This is a genomic window from Xenorhabdus yunnanensis (genome assembly GCF_028598805.1).
GTDB classification, from domain to species: domain Bacteria; phylum Pseudomonadota; class Gammaproteobacteria; order Enterobacterales; family Enterobacteriaceae; genus Xenorhabdus; species Xenorhabdus yunnanensis.
In genome coordinates, this window is the sequence record NZ_JAQRFI010000015.1 from 57,704 (window position 1) to 74,474 (window position 16,771).

Genomic DNA, 16,771 nt, shown 5'->3' on the forward strand with positions numbered 1-16,771 from the left:
GCCTCTTTGTTGGCTGCGCTCACTCGCCCCGGTCACATAGTTATCTATACTTCCGGGGATTCGCTCCCTTGCCGCCGCGACGCATCTTGAAATTCATTGGGTATATATCCTAATGAACCAGTCAAAAGTCGAATTGAGGGGATTTTACACAAGGTCAGGCGCAAAGGCCGCATAAAAATATATCGATATTTCAGAGGAACCTAATACCGACAGAGCCATCGGTGCCAGATTAGCAGCTTAACTCAAGCCAAGACCATGTCGGCCAATGGAAGTTAATTCGGCGGAAATAAAACGGTTTTTCCAGTTCTTTTCATAGTTTTCTCGGGGGAAATCAGCCGGAGATGTGCCATCTTCAAGCGATTTTGCCACCTTATGCGCATAAGCAAGATTTCTGTCACACAGAGGGGCAGCAGGGATATACATCACATTTCCCCAGCCTTGCTGATTTTTCACAGGTGCAACAGAATGGATAAGATCACAGTGCCACCAGACAGAATCACCCGCCTGTAAAGAGGGGATGCTGCATAGCCCATTAATGAGATGAGGATGCCATTTCTCCAGAGTTGGTAACGCATTACCGGGAGCTACGCCACAAAGTTCATCGTCAGGTACATCATTTAGTAAAGGTCGTAACAGCAGATAAGCCATTGCTTCTGGCACGGGAACGACATGTAACAGTCCCTGATTGAGTGCCATATCTGATAGCGCCGTCCAGCCTTGAAAGGTGCGAAAAACAGAGCATCGGGTTACATTATCCAGCTCGTATTCATTTATCTCTGGACGATACGCCGCATCCCAAGGATCGTATTCTGCAAATTGATTATTGAAAATATGTCTGAACACTTTTTGGTAAGCAGGATGTAACCAACGTTCTAAAGCACCAGAATCAGTATGGGCACCAAGCCCTTTGGATGTTGTGCCCGGTGGCCTGCGGCGAATGCGATCAGGGTAAATAATGCTGGTATCAGGATCAAACCAACGTGAGCCATCTGATGATTCAAATTTCCACAGACGATTGAGAAAAGATTGTACCTGCGCGATTTCTTTACTTTGTCGGGCCTGCATCTGTGCTTGAGACCAGTAAATGGGATAAATTTCCGGACGAGAGGCTTCAAGGTTGCCAAAATAGTTATCACCAGTGCCTTGATAAACGGCATCAAAATTATTGATCTCAAGGTAGTCAAGCATGGATTTGTCCCATGCAAGTGCGGTATCTCGGGGGAAATTTCCTCTGACAACTAAACATCCTCGACGTTTAATCTTTTGTATCGTTGCTGCTGTGACTCGATTTTTTGCCAAATCATATAAGTGGATTTCAGGCCAAGCGCTGCCTGTATTCTTTTCATCTTCCCGAGCCGCTGCGAGCTCTTGTTCTATTTTATCGCAAACTTGTTTGAACAAACCTTCGACATTACCAATTTGCTTGCGCATGGCTTGTTTCATTTGACGGATATTCTGGCGGTAATTATCAGGAAAGCTGGGAGAGATAAAAGATGTGTCCATAGCAGATCCTATTTGTTCATCATGATTGGTGTAGTTTTTAAAGTGTTTATTTTTAAGACTGTTTATTTTTTAAAACTATTTACTTTTTGGTGTAACAGGCTCGAACCGTGGTTATCACTTTTTTAGGGGGCAGGAATTAAATAATTTCTTGATTGTTATAGGTTATAAGACCCATTTCATCTGCCAGTAAATCCACGGCTTTTATAACTTGATTAGATGACCAGAGCGGTTGTGATTCAATGGATATTGTCAGTTCGTTTTGTTTAAGTCGATCACCGAATAGCATTATCGCTTTATCACCATGTTGCTTTGACGCCCAGGTTATCGCTTGAGCTGATGGATTATCTCGGTGGATCTGGCTCGCGAGTTCTTGGGTGTGGGGATAGCTTTCGGCATCGGAAAGCAAAACATCTTTTGGCTCGTAGCCCCACTTTCGTAATACCCGCATATTAATATCTACAGTGATGAGATTGATATTAGGAATTAATTGGCTGTAGACAAGTTTATCTAATTTACCCAGATCGAAAGGCATATTATTACTTCCTGTCGGCACGTCATGATAAAGGGTTTCCATCACCGCAACGGAAATATTTTCACCACCATAGATAGTGGGAATCAATTCATTTTGTGTATTTTTGCAGGGGCTGAATCTGGCGTTTCCTTTTCCCGGATTAAACTCAGCCCCTTTGTATGCCTGATGATGAATACGTTCAATCGGATTTTGGGCTTTCCAAATCCCCGTGTTTACGGATTTCCCATCGAGGAAATTATCCATGCAACGGCCCTTCTGCTTCCTGCTTTGCCGCATTTAAGACATCATTTGGGCGGTTTATCAAAACGTCTTTTGGCTTTTCTTCACCTAACCATGAGTTAGGTGTACTAAACCAAATTGCCATGCCCCAACATGTTTTTTTTCCATCAAAAACTTCAATGATATTTTTGATGATGGGGATAGGTAATCCTCCTTCATCCAGAGCATATTGTGGATATAAATCCTTTCCCTTAACTGAAAGGGCGAAGATTTTTTTAGCTTTTTTCCAGCGATTTGGTGTTGCACTGGGATTGAGCAGTGAAAAACCTGCCGACTGACTGAGTTCATACGCAGGGAGCCATTTTGATTCTTCGAGTATTGAATTTTTCAGTGATTCAATCCGATCTTTTCGGTTTGATGTTCTCCAGGAGTCTTTTTGGTTTTCTCCACTCAGGCCATTGGAATGAACATAAATTTCTGGATGGATCATATTAGGTGAAGAGTTGCTGGAAGAAGAGCTACGTTTTATGGAGGTAGCTGTATTTAACGCGCTTAGCAGGGCAATGCGTAAATCCCTGACATCAAGATCTCCGGCTGCCTCTTCAGGTAATTCAACCAATAAAAAACGATCCGCTTCGTTAGGTGGGATTTCTGTGACATGAATATGCTCAATGTGTTCTTGTTGGCACGAAAGTACATCAAGAAGGGAAACGTAACCTAAGCTGAGCGTTTTTTCTTTTGCTCTGCTTTTTCTTGCTATCTTGAAATTCACTCCAGGCCCCTTATCTGTATTTGCATAAGACGTATACCCATTATCTTTCAAGTTGTTATTTTATTGGCTATGTTTTTGGGATTTGCTTCTTTGCCATCGCACTGCAACGTGAAATAGATAGGGTGTAGATATTGTTGATATGGTTTATATCAGTTACATAGCAGGGTCGCACAAAATATAGACAATTGCAATATTTCCTACAACAAAACATTTTTGCTGATAACAATCAGGCGATGGTGGTGTATTTCGGTATCTTTGTGATTATCGCTTGATTCTTATCCCTGATTCACCGGATAATCATTCGCCTCAAATTTTCTCACCATTTTTTCGTCTTGAAAGCCAAACGATTGCGTAAATGAATGGCTGAACCAGTGAGTACAGCACGGAGTTTTTTTGTCCGGTGACGTAATCGTTTTCGTTAGGCTTTTGTCAGGTGAAGTGAGGGAGAAAAGCGGTAGATTTTAAAGCGACATATTCAACAAAAGCAGGGGAAAAACATGTCTGGTATGCAGGCACCTACTCAATGCAAACTCGATAGGTATTTTAAGATTACTGAACGCGGATCAACGGTACGTCAGGAAATTCTCGCTGGATTAACGACATTTTTGGCGATGGTCTATTCCGTTATTGTGGTTCCGGGAATGCTTGGGCAAGCCGGATTTCCTCATACTGCTGTGTTTATTTCTGTTTGTTTAGTGACCGGTATTGGTTCGTTACTAATGGGATTGTGGGTGAATTTGCCAATGGCGATTGGCTGTGCGATCTCATTGACGGCATTTACCGCGTTCAGTTTGGTATTGGGGCAGCAGGTAAATATTCCTGTGGCGCTCGGTGCGGTTTTCCTAATGGGATGCTTGTTTACGATAATTTCAGTGACGGGTGTGCGGGCGTGGATTTTGCGTAATATGCCAATGGGCATTGCACATGGAACAGGTATTGGCATCGGGTTGTTTTTATTGTTGATTGCAGCCAATGGTGTTGGTCTGGTGGTTAAGAATCCACATGTAGGCTTACCTGTTTCCTTTGGTTCACTGACTTCATTTCCCGTAGTGATGACGCTATTGGGTCTGGCGGGAATTATCGGTCTGGAACGGAAGAAAGTGCCGGGCGGTATTTTACTGATGATTATCGCGATTTCTATTATTGGCTTGATTTTTGATCCGGCCGTTAAATATCAAGGATTTTTTAAGCTTCCCACGTTAGGGAAAGATGGCCTGTCCCTGATGTTCAGCATGGATATTATGGGTGCTTTGCAGCCTATGGTATTACCCAGTGTTCTGGCATTGGTAATGACAGCAATATTTGATGCGACGGGAACAATCCGGGCCGTAGCGGGGCAGGCGAATTTATTGGATAAGGGAGGCCAGATTATTAATGGTGGCAAGGCACTGACCGCTGATTCTGTCAGCAGTATTTTTGCCGGAGCTATCGGCTCTTCCCCGGCCGCGGTTTATATTGAGTCCGCCGCAGGAACCGCAGCTGGTGGTAAGACGGGTTTAACTGCCTCCGTTGTTGGTATTTTGTTCCTGTTGATTTTGTTCTTGTCTCCGCTGTCATATCTGGTGCCTGCCTATGCTACGGCTCCCGCCTTGATGTATGTCGGGTTATTGATGCTGAGTAATGTGCGAAAGCTAAACTTTGATGATTTTGTTGATGCGATGTCAGGTTTACTGTGTGCTGTATTTATCGTACTGACTTGTAATATCGTGACAGGCATTATGCTGGGCTTTAGTGCGCTGGTTGTTGGACGTATTTTTTCTGGTGAATGGCGTAAACTTAACATTGGTACGATTATTATTGCCATTGTATTAGTTGTATTTTATGCCGGAAATTGGGCCATCTGATTAAAATAGTGTGCGCAAACGATGGGGGTTTGCGCATTCTTTCCATCCTTATATACATCTAAAATGTGCTAATTTTTCAACACACTTTCGCCGATAAGTATAAAATATATAAATGGGTTGATGCTCATTGATTCACAGTGTGATTGCTTTTTGATTTCCGTTAATAACTGCCATATTTATAGTTATTAGCGCTGTTATTAATGATAAAAAACAGTCACAATCTTTTTATCGACGGATTTTTGGCAATTTGTAAGGGTAACATGGAAATATTCTTTACTATCTTGATCTTGATTTTGGTGGTGTCAGTTTCTGGAGTTCTTACTAAAATGATTCCGTTCCGTGTCCCCTTGCCTATAGTGCAAATAGCAATGGGGGCTCTGCTGGCCTGGCCTCATTTTGGTTTACATGTTCATTTTGATCCTGAACTATTCCTCGTTTTACTTATCCCCCCTTTGTTATTTGTTGATGGCTGGAAAACGCCGACTAGAGAGTTTTTCCAGCATGGACGTGAAATTGTCACTTTAGTTTTAGTGTTGGTATTGGTGACGGTCGTTGGCATTGGCTATTTGATCCATTGGTTATTGCCAAGTATCCCACTTATTGCTGCTTTTGCACTGGCGGCTGTATTGTCACCAACGGATGCGGTGGCATTATCCTCGATTGTTGGAAAAGGACGCATTCCTAAAAATATGATGAGCGTGCTGGAAGGGGAAGCATTAATGAATGATGCTTCTGGTCTGGTGGCTCTGAAATTCGCCGTGGCGATTGCCATGGGAACGATGGTTTTTACTGTCACTGGCGCAACGATAGAGTTTTTCAAGGTTGCGATTGGTGGTTTGTTGTCGGGTATCGCTGTCACCTGGTTGTACAGTAAATCACTACGACTGATGAGTCGCTGGAGTGGGGATGATCCCGCAACTCAAATCATGTTTATGATGTTGCTGCCGTTTGCCTCCTATATGATTGCTGAACATATCGGTGTATCAGGGATTCTGGCTGCGGTTGCAGCAGGTATGACTATCAGTAAGGCGGGCGTAATCCGCAATGCACCACTGGATATGCGTCTGCGTGCCGATAATGTATGGGGGATGTTGGCCTTTGTCTTCAATGGCCTTGTATTCATCATGCTGGGGCTGCAATTACCGGGTATCTGGGAAACATCTGTGTATGAGGCTGATATTGATCCACAAGTTGAAACTTGGATGCTGTTCGCTGCCGTTGGGATCATTTATTGTGCACTGTTATTACTGCGATTCAGCTGGTTATGGCTGATGAAAAATACCAGCAAAGTGCTGATGAAGAAGAAACCAATTGAGTTTACTTCCTATACTACCCGTGAGTTGTGGTTGGCTTCATTTGCTGGTGTTCGTGGTGCAATTACGTTGGCGGGTGCGCTGTCTGTGCCATTGTTGTTGCCGAGTGGTGAGTCGTTCCCGGCACGTTATCTGTTGGTTTTCATTGCTGCGGGTGTGATCCTGTTCTCTCTTTTTGTGGGTGTTATCGCGTTACCTTTGCTGCTGCGTGGTATGACGATAGGTGATAAGCAGGCAGATCTCAATGAAATCAGAATGGCAAAAGCTGCAATGGCTGAAGTTGCTATTGTCAGTATGAATAAGATGGAAGAGCGTCTGTCGGCCAGTACTGAAGAACAACTGGATGCTGAAGTCATTGGTGAGGTTGCTTCTCGGGTCACAGGTTATTTGCGGCGTCGCACTGCGGGAACAGATGAAATCGAGCATAACCTGATGATTGAAGAACTGGAGCGTCGTTTCCGTTTGACGGCATTAAGGGCTGAACGAGGAGAGCTATATCACCTGCGTGCAACCCGTAAGATTAGTAATGAAACACTACAAACGTTGCTGCATGATCTTGATTTGCTAGAAGCGCTTTTAGTTGGGAAAGAACAATAAAAAGGTAAAAGATCAATAAATTATGTGGCTGTTAACGATCACAACATTCTTGTGGGCTGCCTCATTTAGCCTGATTGGCGTTTATCTCGCTGGTCAGGTTGATAGCTGGTTTTCTGTTCTTGTCAGAGTAGTGTTGGCAGCAATAGTATTTTTACCATTTTTGCGCTGGCGTGGGTTATCGCTGAAAATCATTTCACTGTATATGGCTATCGGTGCTTGTCAGCTTGGTGTGATGTATTTATTTGTATTTCATGCCTATCACTATCTGACAGTGGCAGAATTTTTACTCTTTACCATCATGACGCCACTCTATGTCACGTTGATTTATGATCTGATGGGGCGTCAACGGCTGCGCTGGGGTTATGCCCTGAGTTCTTTATTGGCAGTAGCTGGCGCAGCAATTATTCGTTATGACCAATTGAGTGAATCTTTCTGGATTGGCCTGATATTAGTGCAATTGGCAAATATTTTCTTTGCGGTTGGTCAGGTTGGCTATAAACGCTTGATGGAAGTTCACCCGATCCCGCAGCAAGTGGCATTTTCATGGTTCTATCTGGGAGCTTGTGTCGTCGCCAGCATTGGCTGGTTGATGTTTGGTGATCTGCAAAAATTGCCAACAACTGAGCTACAGTGGGGAGTCCTGATTTGGCTAGGTATCGGTGCGTCGGGTATTGGCTATTTTATGTGGAACTATGGGGCAACTCAGGTGGATGCCGGAACACTGGCAATTATGAATAATATGCTGGTTCCGGCGGGTTTGTTGGTCAATTTTGCAATCTGGCAGCAGCATCCTAACTGGCTGAATTTTACCATTGGGGGCAGCCTGATTGTTGCATCACTTTGGGTGCACCACCGCTGGATACTGAAACCTGCTTCACAAACGGCAATTTATCCACCGCGTGCTGGCGCGCAGAACGAATAAATGTATCAATAGCGGGTTGACGTTGCTCTCCTTCACGGCTGGCAGCGTACAATCTGCTCCATAATCCCTCTCCCAACGTTTGGGTGACAACCAACCCTTGTCGTTCGAATGTTTCCACTGCCCAGTGTGGTAATGCGGCGATACCCAATCGGGCCGCAACCATTTGAATCAACAATAGTGTATTGTCGACAGTTTTTAATGTAGGAGTTACTCCCGCAGGCTGGAGAAAACGCCGCCAGATGTCAAACCGTTGTCGCTGGACAGGATAAATCAGTAAAGTTTCAGCAGCGAGATCTTGTGGACGAATATCGCGTTTATTTGCCAATGGATGATCCGGTGCAATCACCAGCTTCACTTCATAATCAAACAGTGGCGTATAGTGCAGATTGCTGTCCGCAATAATGTCAGATGTCAGAACAATATCCAGCTCGCGTTTTTGCAGTGCGGGTTGGGGATCAAATGTCACGCCAGATTTGAAATCTACATTAACCTGCGGCCAACTTTCACGAAAACGCTTCAGCGCTGGAGTCAGCCATTGAATACAGCTATGGCACTCAATGGCAATGCGTAAATTTGCCTCTTCTGGCTCATGGCATTCACGTAAGGAAGCTGTAATTAGGGGCAAAACTTGATCTGCCAACTTTAATAATACCTCTCCTTGAGGCGTTAGCTTCAAGGGTTGGCTTTTACGAATGAATAACTTAAATCCCAGCCGATGTTCTAACTCACTGAATTGATGCGAAAGAGCTGATTGCGTCTGATGCAGGTAATTTGCCGTCGCTGCCAGCGAGCCACAATGGTTCAGTGCTTGTAGTGTTTTTAAATGTTTTATTTCGATCATGAAAAACCTTCAAGATGATAATGAATAATTTGCGCTTGTGGTTTATACACTACCTGTTGATTATAGAAGTGTAAACATCTAGATGGCTAAAATTTTATGGGTGACGACATGACGGTTTTGAATCATACATTAGGTTTTCCACGTATCGGATTGAAAAGAGAGCTAAAAAAGGCGCAAGAAAACTATTGGGCGGACAAAATTTCCCAACAGGAATTGCTGGAAACAGGCCGTGAATTACGTGCACGTCACTGGCAGCAACAAAAAGAAGCGGGCGTTGATTTAGTCCCCGTTGGTGATTTTGCCTGGTATGACCAAGTATTGACCACGAGTCTGTTATTGGGCAATGTTCCTCCGCGCCATCAAAATGAAGATGGAAATATTGATCTGGATACTCTGTTCCGTATTGCCCGTGGCCGGGCACCAACAGGCACACCTGTGGCTGCTTCGGAAATGACTAAATGGTTCAACACAAATTATCACTATATCGTGCCTGAATTTCAGGAAGGGCAGGAATTTAAGCTGGGTTGGACTCAATTGTTGGACGAAGTTGATGAGGCTCTGGCACTAGGACACAAAATAAAACCTGTTCTTTTGGGACCAGTGACCTATTTATGGCTTGGTAAGGTAAAAGGCAAAGTTTTTGATCGCCTGTCTCTGTTAAAGGATATCCTTCCGGTATACCAGCAAGTGCTGGCAGAGCTGGCAAAACGTGGCATTGAATGGGTACAGATTGATGAACCTGCGCTGGTACTGGAATTGCCTGAAGAGTGGCTGGCGGCATTCTCCACGGCCTATCAATCACTTGAGGGACAAGTGAAATTACTGCTGACGACCTATTTCGATAGCATAGGTCACAATCTGGAAACGATAAAATCGCTGCCAGTGCAAGGATTGCATGTTGATTTGGTTGCAGGGCAGGATTCTCTTGAAAATTTGGATAAATCTTTGCCGGAAAATTGGCTGCTTTCATTGGGTGTGATTAATGGCCGCAATGTTTGGCGTGCTGATTTGAGTGAGAAATACCAGCTTGTTGCACCATTGGTAAATAAGCGAAATGTATGGATTGGCACTTCCTGTTCATTGCTTCATAGCCCCATTGACCTGAATGATGAAACTGGGTTGGATGAAGAAGTGAAAAGCTGGTTTGCTTTTGCCTTGCAGAAATGCGCGGAACTCTCTTTATTGTCACAAGCATTGAATGCGCGAGAAGGCAATAAACAGGCTGAGCTTGATGCCTATAGTGCTCCAATTCGTGCTCGTCGCAGTTCTACAAGGGTGAATAATCCATCGGTTGCTGAGCGTATCGCGACGATTAAGCCACAGGACAGTGAACGTAATCAGATATATCCTGAGCGCGCCAGACTTCAGCGCCAACGGTATAACTTACCGTTGTGGCCAACAACAACCATCGGCTCATTCCCGCAAACTACGGAAATTCGTGGCTTGCGTCTCGATTTCAAAAAAGGTCGGGTGGATAGTACACATTACCGAACCAATATCAGTGAACATATCAAACAGGCGATTCAGGAGCAGGAGCATCTGGGGCTGGATATATTGGTACATGGTGAAGCTGAGCGTAATGACATGGTGGAGTATTTCGGTGAGCACTTTGATGGTTATGTCTTTACCCAAAATGGTTGGGTGCAAAGTTACGGCTCCCGTTGCGTGAAACCACCGGTGATCATTGGCGATATTAGTCGTCCAGAAGCGATAACGGTAGATTGGGCGACATATGCACAATCTTTGACTGATAAACCAGTTAAAGGCATGTTAACGGGACCAGTGACCATTCTCTGTTGGTCATTCCCAAGGGAAGATATCAGCCGTGAAACCATCGCTAAACAGATTGCTCTGGCTTTGCGTGATGAAGTTGATGATTTGCAGAAAGCTGGCATTGGCATCATTCAGATTGATGAACCTGCACTGCGAGAAGGTTTACCCCTGCGTAGAGAAGAGTGGAAGGAATATCTGGAGTGGGCGGTAGATGCTTTCAAACTGAGTGCAGCAATTGCGAAAGATGATACCCAAATCCATACCCATATGTGTTATTGCGAGTTCAATGACATCATGCCATCCATTGCAGCACTGGATGCAGATGTGATTACCATTGAAACTTCTCGCTCGGATATGGAGCTGTTGGATTCATTCGAAGATTTCTCATATCCAAATGAGATAGGGCCTGGTGTGTATGATATTCACTCACCAAACGTTCCTAGTGTTGAATGGATTGAGGCATTGCTACGCAAAGCGGCTGACCGTATCCCGGTTGAGCGTTTATGGGTAAATCCGGATTGCGGCCTGAAAACTCGTGGTTGGACAGAAACCAGACAAGCACTGGCAAACATGGTAGAAGCAGCAAAACGCCTGCGTTCTTCAGTAAATAATTAATTTAGCATCAGATTAGGCTTAAACAAATTAAAGACACCCGCCACATTTCATTCACTGTGGCGGGCAAAAGACGAGTAAAAAGTAACTCATTTTCCTAACAGTTTATTTTTCAACAGATCTATGCCAGCGGATTTTAAATCCAGATTTCCTGGGACTTCACCGTTTGGCCTAATTCCTCCCTGATCCTCAACCCAATCCATCATATGCTGGAATTGCTGATTTTTCCCACCACTCAGCATATTGGCAATTTGATCAAAAAAGCCCATTGTGACTCTCTCCCATCGGTTGAGGCTTTATCTGTATGACCAGATAAGGTACTTATTTAGGTACGTTTACAGGAATAGAGTAGTAGAAATGTTAGGAGATAAAGGTGTATGACAGATTTAATTATTACAATAGCACAATATTTCAAATTCACCTGATTTCAGATAAGTGGGGGATTTTTTATATTGAGTAGTTTTTCTTATTTTTTCACACTAGTGTGTGAAATGGCATTTTGGGGTTTTTATAAAAAAAATCTTTAAATTCAGCTTATTAATTAATTTTATTAGTATTAAATATAAGTTATGAATGTGATATTCATCGTTTTTTTGTGAAATGATCTGTGTGAAGATTAAAAGGTAACAAATTGTCATACAACACCAGGGAACCTCATAAATAATAAAATAGAAATAGAAGGGCTGTAAGCTATGGAAGCAGGAGTAGCACTGCCTTTAATAAGCAAGTATTCCAATTCAAGCCTATTGGGTAGTCTGAGAGTAATGGTGTGCAAGCTTTACATTTTTTCATACAAGTGAAAAGAGTTCATTAGTTGAATAAATCAAAATAATTGAATAGCTATTTTGTATAGCTGCACACCTTATTCGAATATACAAAAATTTTGCTGTTTGTTCTTACGGATATGAACAATATATCTGATGAACTAATTTTAGAGTGCTTTGAAGATAGTAGAGAGTTAGTTGACAAATATGGTTTTTACTTCTTTGAGTCGTTTAAGCAGTTAAAGCTGATTGCTGATGTAGCACAGAATGTTTGAAATTATCAATGATATTATTCTACTTTACCAAGTTTCATTTATGGCATTATGCACTATACCCATCGTAATTGAAGATGCTTGATTTTTCATTCATATCAGATCAAGATTGCGCCCATGAAAATTACCCTGACAGATGCCCAAAAAGAAGCCCTCGAATTGATGCACGATACGACTCGTGATGGGCGCGTACGTGACCGCATCAAGGCCGTGCTTTTGGCATCAGAAGGTTGGACTGCCCAGATGATTGCCCATGCTTTGCGCATTCATGAAAGTATGGTGAGTCGCCATCTGAAGGATGACTTCTCTGAAGAAAAACTCGCCCCTGAAAATGGGGGATCTGAAAGCCGTTTATCTGCCGAACAAACGGCAGAATTAGTTGAGTATCTGACGGCAAATTTGATGCACACTACCGCACAAATTGTGGCTTGTGTCTGGGCACGCTGGCAGGTGACTTTCACGGTGGCCGGGATGACAAAATGGCTCCACCGTCAGGGATTCAGCTACAAGAAGCCGATGGGAACGCCTCATAAATTCGAGGCGGATAAACAGCAACAGTTTATTGAAACCGACAACGCGCTGAAAGCTGAATGTGGCCAACATGAGCCTATTTTGTTTATTGATGCCATGCATCCTACTCAGTCCACAAAATTAAGTTACGGTTGGATGAAACGCGGAAGGGAGCCTGTCAAAATGGTCGAAACTACAGGCAGCCGTACCCGCCTCAACATCATGGGCGTACTCAATTTGCAACGGATTGAAGAGACTGTGATTCGTGAATATCCGACGATTAACGCGAAAAATGTCGTCCTGTTTTTCGGCTCAATCTGGGAAACTTATCCGCTTTCACAAAAAATTCATCTCATTCTGGATGGAGCCGGTTACCACCGCTCTGAAATAGTTCAATTTTTTGCTGAGGTCCTGAATATCGAGTTGCATTATCTGCCGCCTTACAGCCCGAATCTCAACCCGATTGAGCGATTATGGAAGTACGCGAATGAGCAGATACGAAACAATGTCTATTTCCCGGATGAAAAAACGTTCCGTGAAACATTTCATCATTTTTTTCATGTCACATTACCAGAAAAAGTACAGGAATTGGCTACCCGGCTGACAGATAATTTCCAGACTTTAATTCCTGCATCTTCAAGTTAATTTCGTATATATGATGAAAAATTCATGAATATGTCAAAAAAAGCAAATAAGAGATGAAATTTTCTCCATAAATGCATATCAGATATTTTTAATGATCATAAGGATTAAGAGAGATAGGGCATACGATGATCAAAATATTTAAGATAGCAATTTTACCAAAGAGATAACTATGACTATCAAACTTGGCGTGATTGCTGATGATTTCACTGGAGCAACTGATATAGCTAGTTTTATGGTGCAAAGTGGCTGGAAGGTCACTCAGTTGTTAGGGGTGCCAGATGAGAACACATCTGTTCCAGATGATGTAGATGCTGTTGTAATTAGTTTGAAAAGTCGATCTTGTCCTGCTGATGAGGCTGTAAAACAATCCTTGAAATCTTGTCAATGGTTACAGCATAAAGCAGGTTGCCGGCAGTTATTTTTCAAGTATTGCTCTACTTTCGATTCAACTTCGGAAGGAAATATAGGACCCGTTATTGATGCTTTGATGGATGAACTTCAAACTAATATTAGCCTGATTTGTCCAGCACTTCCTATTAACGGACGGACTGTATTGAACGGGAATTTATTTGTTCACGGGCAGTTATTGAATGAAAGTGGAATGCAGTATCATCCTGTTACTCCTATGAAAGATTCCAACTTACTGCGGTTGATAGAACAGCAAGCAAAAGGGGAAGCTGGATTAGTCGATCTTCATTGTGTACACCAAGGAAAAGAGGCTATTTGTTATCAATTGGAATCATTACGCCAACGCGGTATTCGTTATGCGGTGGTAGATGTTGTTACGATGGAAGATTTATTGCCTATAGCCCAAGCAGTATCGGAAATGATTTTGGTGACTGGTGGCTCAGGTTTAGGAGCCGCACTTACTTATTGCCATACAGGGAAGACATTGACAGAATTGGCAATTGGGAATATTCCACCTACTAGAGAAAGAAGAGTAATAATTCTTTCTGGCAGCTGTTCAGTTATGACAAACAAGCAAGTTAATGAGTATAAAAATATTGCACCTACTTTATCATTGAATGTAGGTGAATGTATCAATAACCCAGAATATATCAACATATTGATGGATTGGATTACTCAGCAGCCAATGAATGGTTTCGCACCAATGTTATATGCGACACAACCTCCTAACTTGTTGAAAATGACTCAGCAGCAATATGGTGTTATAGATGCGAGTAATGCAATTGAAAGTTTCTTTGCTGAAATTGCAAGAAAACTGAGATTCCAGGGATTTAATACTTTCATTGTTGCAGGGGGAGAAACTTCCGCTCAAGTTGTACAGAGCTTGGGAGTTAGCCAATTCAATATTGGTGCATCCATTGCTCCCGGTATTCCTTGGGTACATGATACATATACTGATTGTTGGTTTGCATTGAAATCAGGCAATTTTGGTGAGCTTGATTTCTTTCAGTATGTACAGGAGATGTTTCTTATATGAAAAGGTACCATTTGGCTCAGATGGTATAGATTTGTTTTATTTTTGTTCTGTATTATTAGGGATCAATATATGAGCATATAATATGGTTTATTCACTCACTGTTATACTGACTAATAGCAGCTAAATTTATAAAATGGAAAATGTACATGTGAGTGTTGTATCTCTAGAGACCGACCCACAAAAAAACTTCTATACATTTCATAAAATATCAAATAGATGGGATGTTATTTTATATTTCCGTATTTGATAGTAACCTTCTATATTTTTCCCCAAAAAGCTATTTCCTTTCTATCACACTATATTATGTCATGATAGTAGAATATTGACTTTCTACGGATGGAATATTTCCCATTTTAGAATATAGAATTGTCTAATGAATTGAGAAGATTGCCACAAAACACAACTCTACTTTGTTTAAAAAGCATAATCCAGTTGTTGGAAGTGAAGCATTACAGCAAGCTTTTTTCAATATAGAATGATTGGAAGGTTGCATAAGGCTTTATCCGATGCTACTGAACGGTTTTTTACTACTGTGAATGAAGGGTAGTATAAGGGGATAGAATTGGAAATACGTTATCCCAGATAATAAGGATATGTTATGGCTAAATTTGCAGCGAATTTGAGTGTGATGTTTAAGGAAGTCCCATTTACTGAACGTTTTGAACGGGCAGCAAATGCTGGCTTTAAAGGTGTTGAATATCTATTTCCTTATGAAGAATCACAGGAAGAGCTTTCTAGTTTGTTGAAAAGAAATCAATTGACGCAGGTGCTATTTAATATGCCTGCAGGAGATTGGGTTTCTGGTGATAGAGGGATAGCTTGTTTACCTGGACGAGAGAAAGAGTTTGCTAATGGAGTGCATAAAGCTTTGGAATATGCACTAGTATTGGGTTGTAAACAGATTCATGTAATGGCAGGAAAATGGGATGGACAGTTTACGCAGGAACAACAGCGCGAGTGCTATATCACAAATATTCAGTACGCTGCGGATATAATGGTTGAGCATGATATCAATGTTTTAATTGAACCAATTAATATTCGTGATATGCCTGATTATTTCTTGACAACACAAAATCAGGCAGAAGAGTTGTTGAAATCTATTGACCGTCAAAACGTTTTCATCCAGCTAGATCTTTATCATTGTCAAATTATGGAAGGGGATTTGTTGAAAACGATAGAACGCCTGTGGGGGAAATTTAGCCATATCCAGATTGCCTCAGTCCCTGAACGTCATGAACCAGATAGAGGTGAGGTTAATTATTTCTGGTTATTTAGAAAATTGGATGAGATGGGGTATCAAGGTTGGTTGGGGTGTGAATATCATCCAGAAGATAGTACGGAAGAAGGACTTGGATGGTTACAGAAAGCCCAATCATGATTGCACGGTAATGTAGCAGGAGAGGTTATGACTCCCTCAGAGCGCAGAGATTTTATTTATCGTCATCTACATGAACATCGGACGGTTTCTATTAGTACATTGGTTGAATTGCTGAATGTTTCGCATATGACAGTAAGACGGGATATTCGCATTTTGGAGGAAGAGGGAAAGGTTATTAGCATCACCGGAGGCACTCAGCTAAATGATGCCTTACGGCAAGAATTACCATGGAATGAAAAAGCACTTATCCATCATCGTCATAAACGGGCAATAGGTAAATATGCAGCCTCATTGGTGGAAGACGGTCAGGTGGTTTATTTGGATGCAGGAACGACGACATTTGAAATTGCTCAGGTATTGGCAGAACGTTTTAACCTGACGATTATTACGAATGATTTTTCGATTATCCAGTATTTGATGAATAAACCACAACTGAATTTGTTTCATACTGGGGGGCAAGTAGATAAACGTAATTATTCTTGTGTCGGAAAGAGTGCGGCCATGGTATTACGTTCTTTGAATGTGGATATTGCATTCATTAGCACTAGCTCATGGGAGCTTGAGCATGGAATTTCCACTCCTCATGAAGAAAAAGTATTGGTAAAACAGGCACTGCTAGAAATAGCACGTAGGAAAATATTGGTTTCTGATAGCAGTAAGTATGGAAAATATGGCATGTTTCGTGTTTGTCCTCTCTCATATCTGAATGACATTGTGTGTGATGGGAAATTATCAATGTCTGTACAACAACAATTACAGGAGTTAAATATGAAGTTACATATTGTCAATATATAGGGGTTATAAAAAATGAACTACTACTTATAAAGATA

At 42.1% G+C, this 16,771-nt stretch carries 13 protein-coding genes; 8 read left to right on the forward strand and 5 right to left on the reverse strand.

All coding sequences use genetic code 11. The annotated features are described in order from the left end of the window. Positions 1 to 237: 237 nt before the first annotated feature. The 3 genes from PSI23_RS08560 to PSI23_RS08570 all read right to left on the reverse strand — a co-directional run bounded on the left by PSI23_RS08560 (position 238) and on the right by PSI23_RS08570 (position 3,026). Positions 238 to 1,503, reverse strand: coding sequence for a DUF1479 domain-containing protein (locus PSI23_RS08560; RefSeq protein WP_273554700.1), 1,266 nt, complete (start codon positions 1,501 to 1,503; stop codon positions 238 to 240). Between the two features lie 136 nt (positions 1,504 to 1,639). Then, positions 1,640 to 2,278 (reverse strand): RES family NAD+ phosphorylase, encoded by a 639-nt coding sequence (locus tag PSI23_RS08565; protein WP_273554701.1) that lies wholly within the window; start codon positions 2,276 to 2,278, stop codon positions 1,640 to 1,642. Continuing rightward, a complete protein-coding gene (locus PSI23_RS08570; protein WP_273554702.1) occupies positions 2,271 to 3,026 on the reverse strand; it encodes a hypothetical protein in 756 nt (251 codons plus the stop codon). The genes PSI23_RS08565 and PSI23_RS08570 overlap by 8 nt, the downstream gene beginning before the upstream one ends. A gap of 497 nt (positions 3,027 to 3,523) precedes the next feature. Between PSI23_RS08570 and PSI23_RS08575 the strand changes: the two genes are divergently transcribed. The 3 genes from PSI23_RS08575 to PSI23_RS08585 all read left to right on the forward strand — a co-directional run bounded on the left by PSI23_RS08575 (position 3,524) and on the right by PSI23_RS08585 (position 7,702). Then, positions 3,524 to 4,870 carry an NCS2 family permease gene (locus tag PSI23_RS08575; RefSeq protein WP_273554703.1) on the forward strand — a complete coding sequence of 449 codons (1,347 nt, stop codon included), beginning with the start codon at positions 3,524 to 3,526 and terminating at the stop codon, positions 4,868 to 4,870. 260 nt (positions 4,871 to 5,130) lie between these two features. Then, entirely contained in the window at positions 5,131 to 6,780 is a 1,650-nt protein-coding gene (locus PSI23_RS08580; RefSeq protein WP_273554704.1) for a Na+/H+ antiporter, read from the forward strand. A gap of 22 nt (positions 6,781 to 6,802) precedes the next feature. Continuing rightward, complete coding sequence (locus PSI23_RS08585) at positions 6,803 to 7,702, forward strand: carboxylate/amino acid/amine transporter (protein WP_273554705.1); 900 nt, start codon at positions 6,803 to 6,805, stop codon at positions 7,700 to 7,702. Here the strand turns inward: PSI23_RS08585 and metR are convergent. Further along, the gene (gene metR, locus PSI23_RS08590; protein WP_273554706.1) at positions 7,587 to 8,543 is read right to left on the reverse strand and encodes an HTH-type transcriptional regulator MetR; all 957 of its coding nucleotides are present in this window, start codon (positions 8,541 to 8,543) and stop codon (positions 7,587 to 7,589) included. The two genes, PSI23_RS08585 and metR, sit on opposite strands and share 116 nt — an antisense overlap. A gap of 108 nt (positions 8,544 to 8,651) precedes the next feature. Between metR and metE the strand changes: the two genes are divergently transcribed. Beyond that, positions 8,652 to 10,931 (forward strand): 5-methyltetrahydropteroyltriglutamate--homocysteine S-methyltransferase, encoded by a 2,280-nt coding sequence (gene metE, locus PSI23_RS08595; RefSeq protein WP_273554707.1) that lies wholly within the window; start codon positions 8,652 to 8,654, stop codon positions 10,929 to 10,931. 86 nt (positions 10,932 to 11,017) lie between these two features. On the opposite strand, the gene PSI23_RS08600 is transcribed toward metE, so the two are convergent. Continuing rightward, a complete protein-coding gene (locus tag PSI23_RS08600; protein ID WP_273554708.1) occupies positions 11,018 to 11,197 on the reverse strand; it encodes a hypothetical protein in 180 nt (59 codons plus the stop codon). An 884-nt stretch (positions 11,198 to 12,081) separates the two neighbouring features. On the opposite strand from PSI23_RS08600, the gene PSI23_RS08605 reads away from it, so the two are divergent. The 4 genes from PSI23_RS08605 (at position 12,082) to PSI23_RS08620 (ending at position 16,736) form a co-directional block, all read left to right on the forward strand. Further along, positions 12,082 to 13,119, forward strand: a complete 1,038-nt coding sequence (locus PSI23_RS08605) for an IS630 family transposase (RefSeq protein WP_273554709.1) — start codon at positions 12,082 to 12,084, stop codon at positions 13,117 to 13,119. 169 nt (positions 13,120 to 13,288) lie between these two features. After that, entirely contained in the window at positions 13,289 to 14,563 is a 1,275-nt protein-coding gene (gene otnK, locus PSI23_RS08610) for a 3-oxo-tetronate kinase (RefSeq protein ID WP_273554710.1), read from the forward strand. A 598-nt stretch (positions 14,564 to 15,161) separates the two neighbouring features. Then, complete coding sequence (gene otnI / locus PSI23_RS08615; RefSeq protein ID WP_273554711.1) at positions 15,162 to 15,941, forward strand: 2-oxo-tetronate isomerase; 780 nt, start codon at positions 15,162 to 15,164, stop codon at positions 15,939 to 15,941. A 27-nt stretch (positions 15,942 to 15,968) separates the two neighbouring features. Then, positions 15,969 to 16,736, forward strand: a complete 768-nt coding sequence (locus tag PSI23_RS08620; RefSeq protein ID WP_273554712.1) for a DeoR/GlpR family DNA-binding transcription regulator — start codon at positions 15,969 to 15,971, stop codon at positions 16,734 to 16,736. Positions 16,737 to 16,771: the final 35 nt, after the last annotated feature.

What these genes read in the sequence shown, in the direction of transcription:
- PSI23_RS08560 (WP_273554700.1), bottom strand. Translation starts at nt 1,503, where the DNA reads ATGGACACATCTTTTATCTCTCCCAGCTTTCCTGATAATTACCGCCAG.
- PSI23_RS08565 (WP_273554701.1), bottom strand. Translation starts at nt 2,278, where the DNA reads ATGGATAATTTCCTCGATGGGAAATCCGTAAACACGGGGATTTGGAAA.
- PSI23_RS08575 (WP_273554703.1), top strand. Translation starts at nt 3,524, where the DNA reads ATGTCTGGTATGCAGGCACCTACTCAATGCAAACTCGATAGGTATTTT.
- PSI23_RS08580 (WP_273554704.1), top strand. Translation starts at nt 5,131, where the DNA reads ATGGAAATATTCTTTACTATCTTGATCTTGATTTTGGTGGTGTCAGTT.
- PSI23_RS08585 (WP_273554705.1), top strand. Translation starts at nt 6,803, where the DNA reads ATGTGGCTGTTAACGATCACAACATTCTTGTGGGCTGCCTCATTTAGC.
- metR (WP_273554706.1), bottom strand. Translation starts at nt 8,543, where the DNA reads ATGATCGAAATAAAACATTTAAAAACACTACAAGCACTGAACCATTGT.
- metE (WP_273554707.1), top strand. Translation starts at nt 8,652, where the DNA reads ATGACGGTTTTGAATCATACATTAGGTTTTCCACGTATCGGATTGAAA.
- PSI23_RS08600 (WP_273554708.1), bottom strand. Translation starts at nt 11,197, where the DNA reads ATGGGCTTTTTTGATCAAATTGCCAATATGCTGAGTGGTGGGAAAAAT.
- PSI23_RS08605 (WP_273554709.1), top strand. Translation starts at nt 12,082, where the DNA reads ATGAAAATTACCCTGACAGATGCCCAAAAAGAAGCCCTCGAATTGATG.
- otnK (WP_273554710.1), top strand. Translation starts at nt 13,289, where the DNA reads ATGACTATCAAACTTGGCGTGATTGCTGATGATTTCACTGGAGCAACT.
- otnI (WP_273554711.1), top strand. Translation starts at nt 15,162, where the DNA reads ATGGCTAAATTTGCAGCGAATTTGAGTGTGATGTTTAAGGAAGTCCCA.
- PSI23_RS08620 (WP_273554712.1), top strand. Translation starts at nt 15,969, where the DNA reads ATGACTCCCTCAGAGCGCAGAGATTTTATTTATCGTCATCTACATGAA.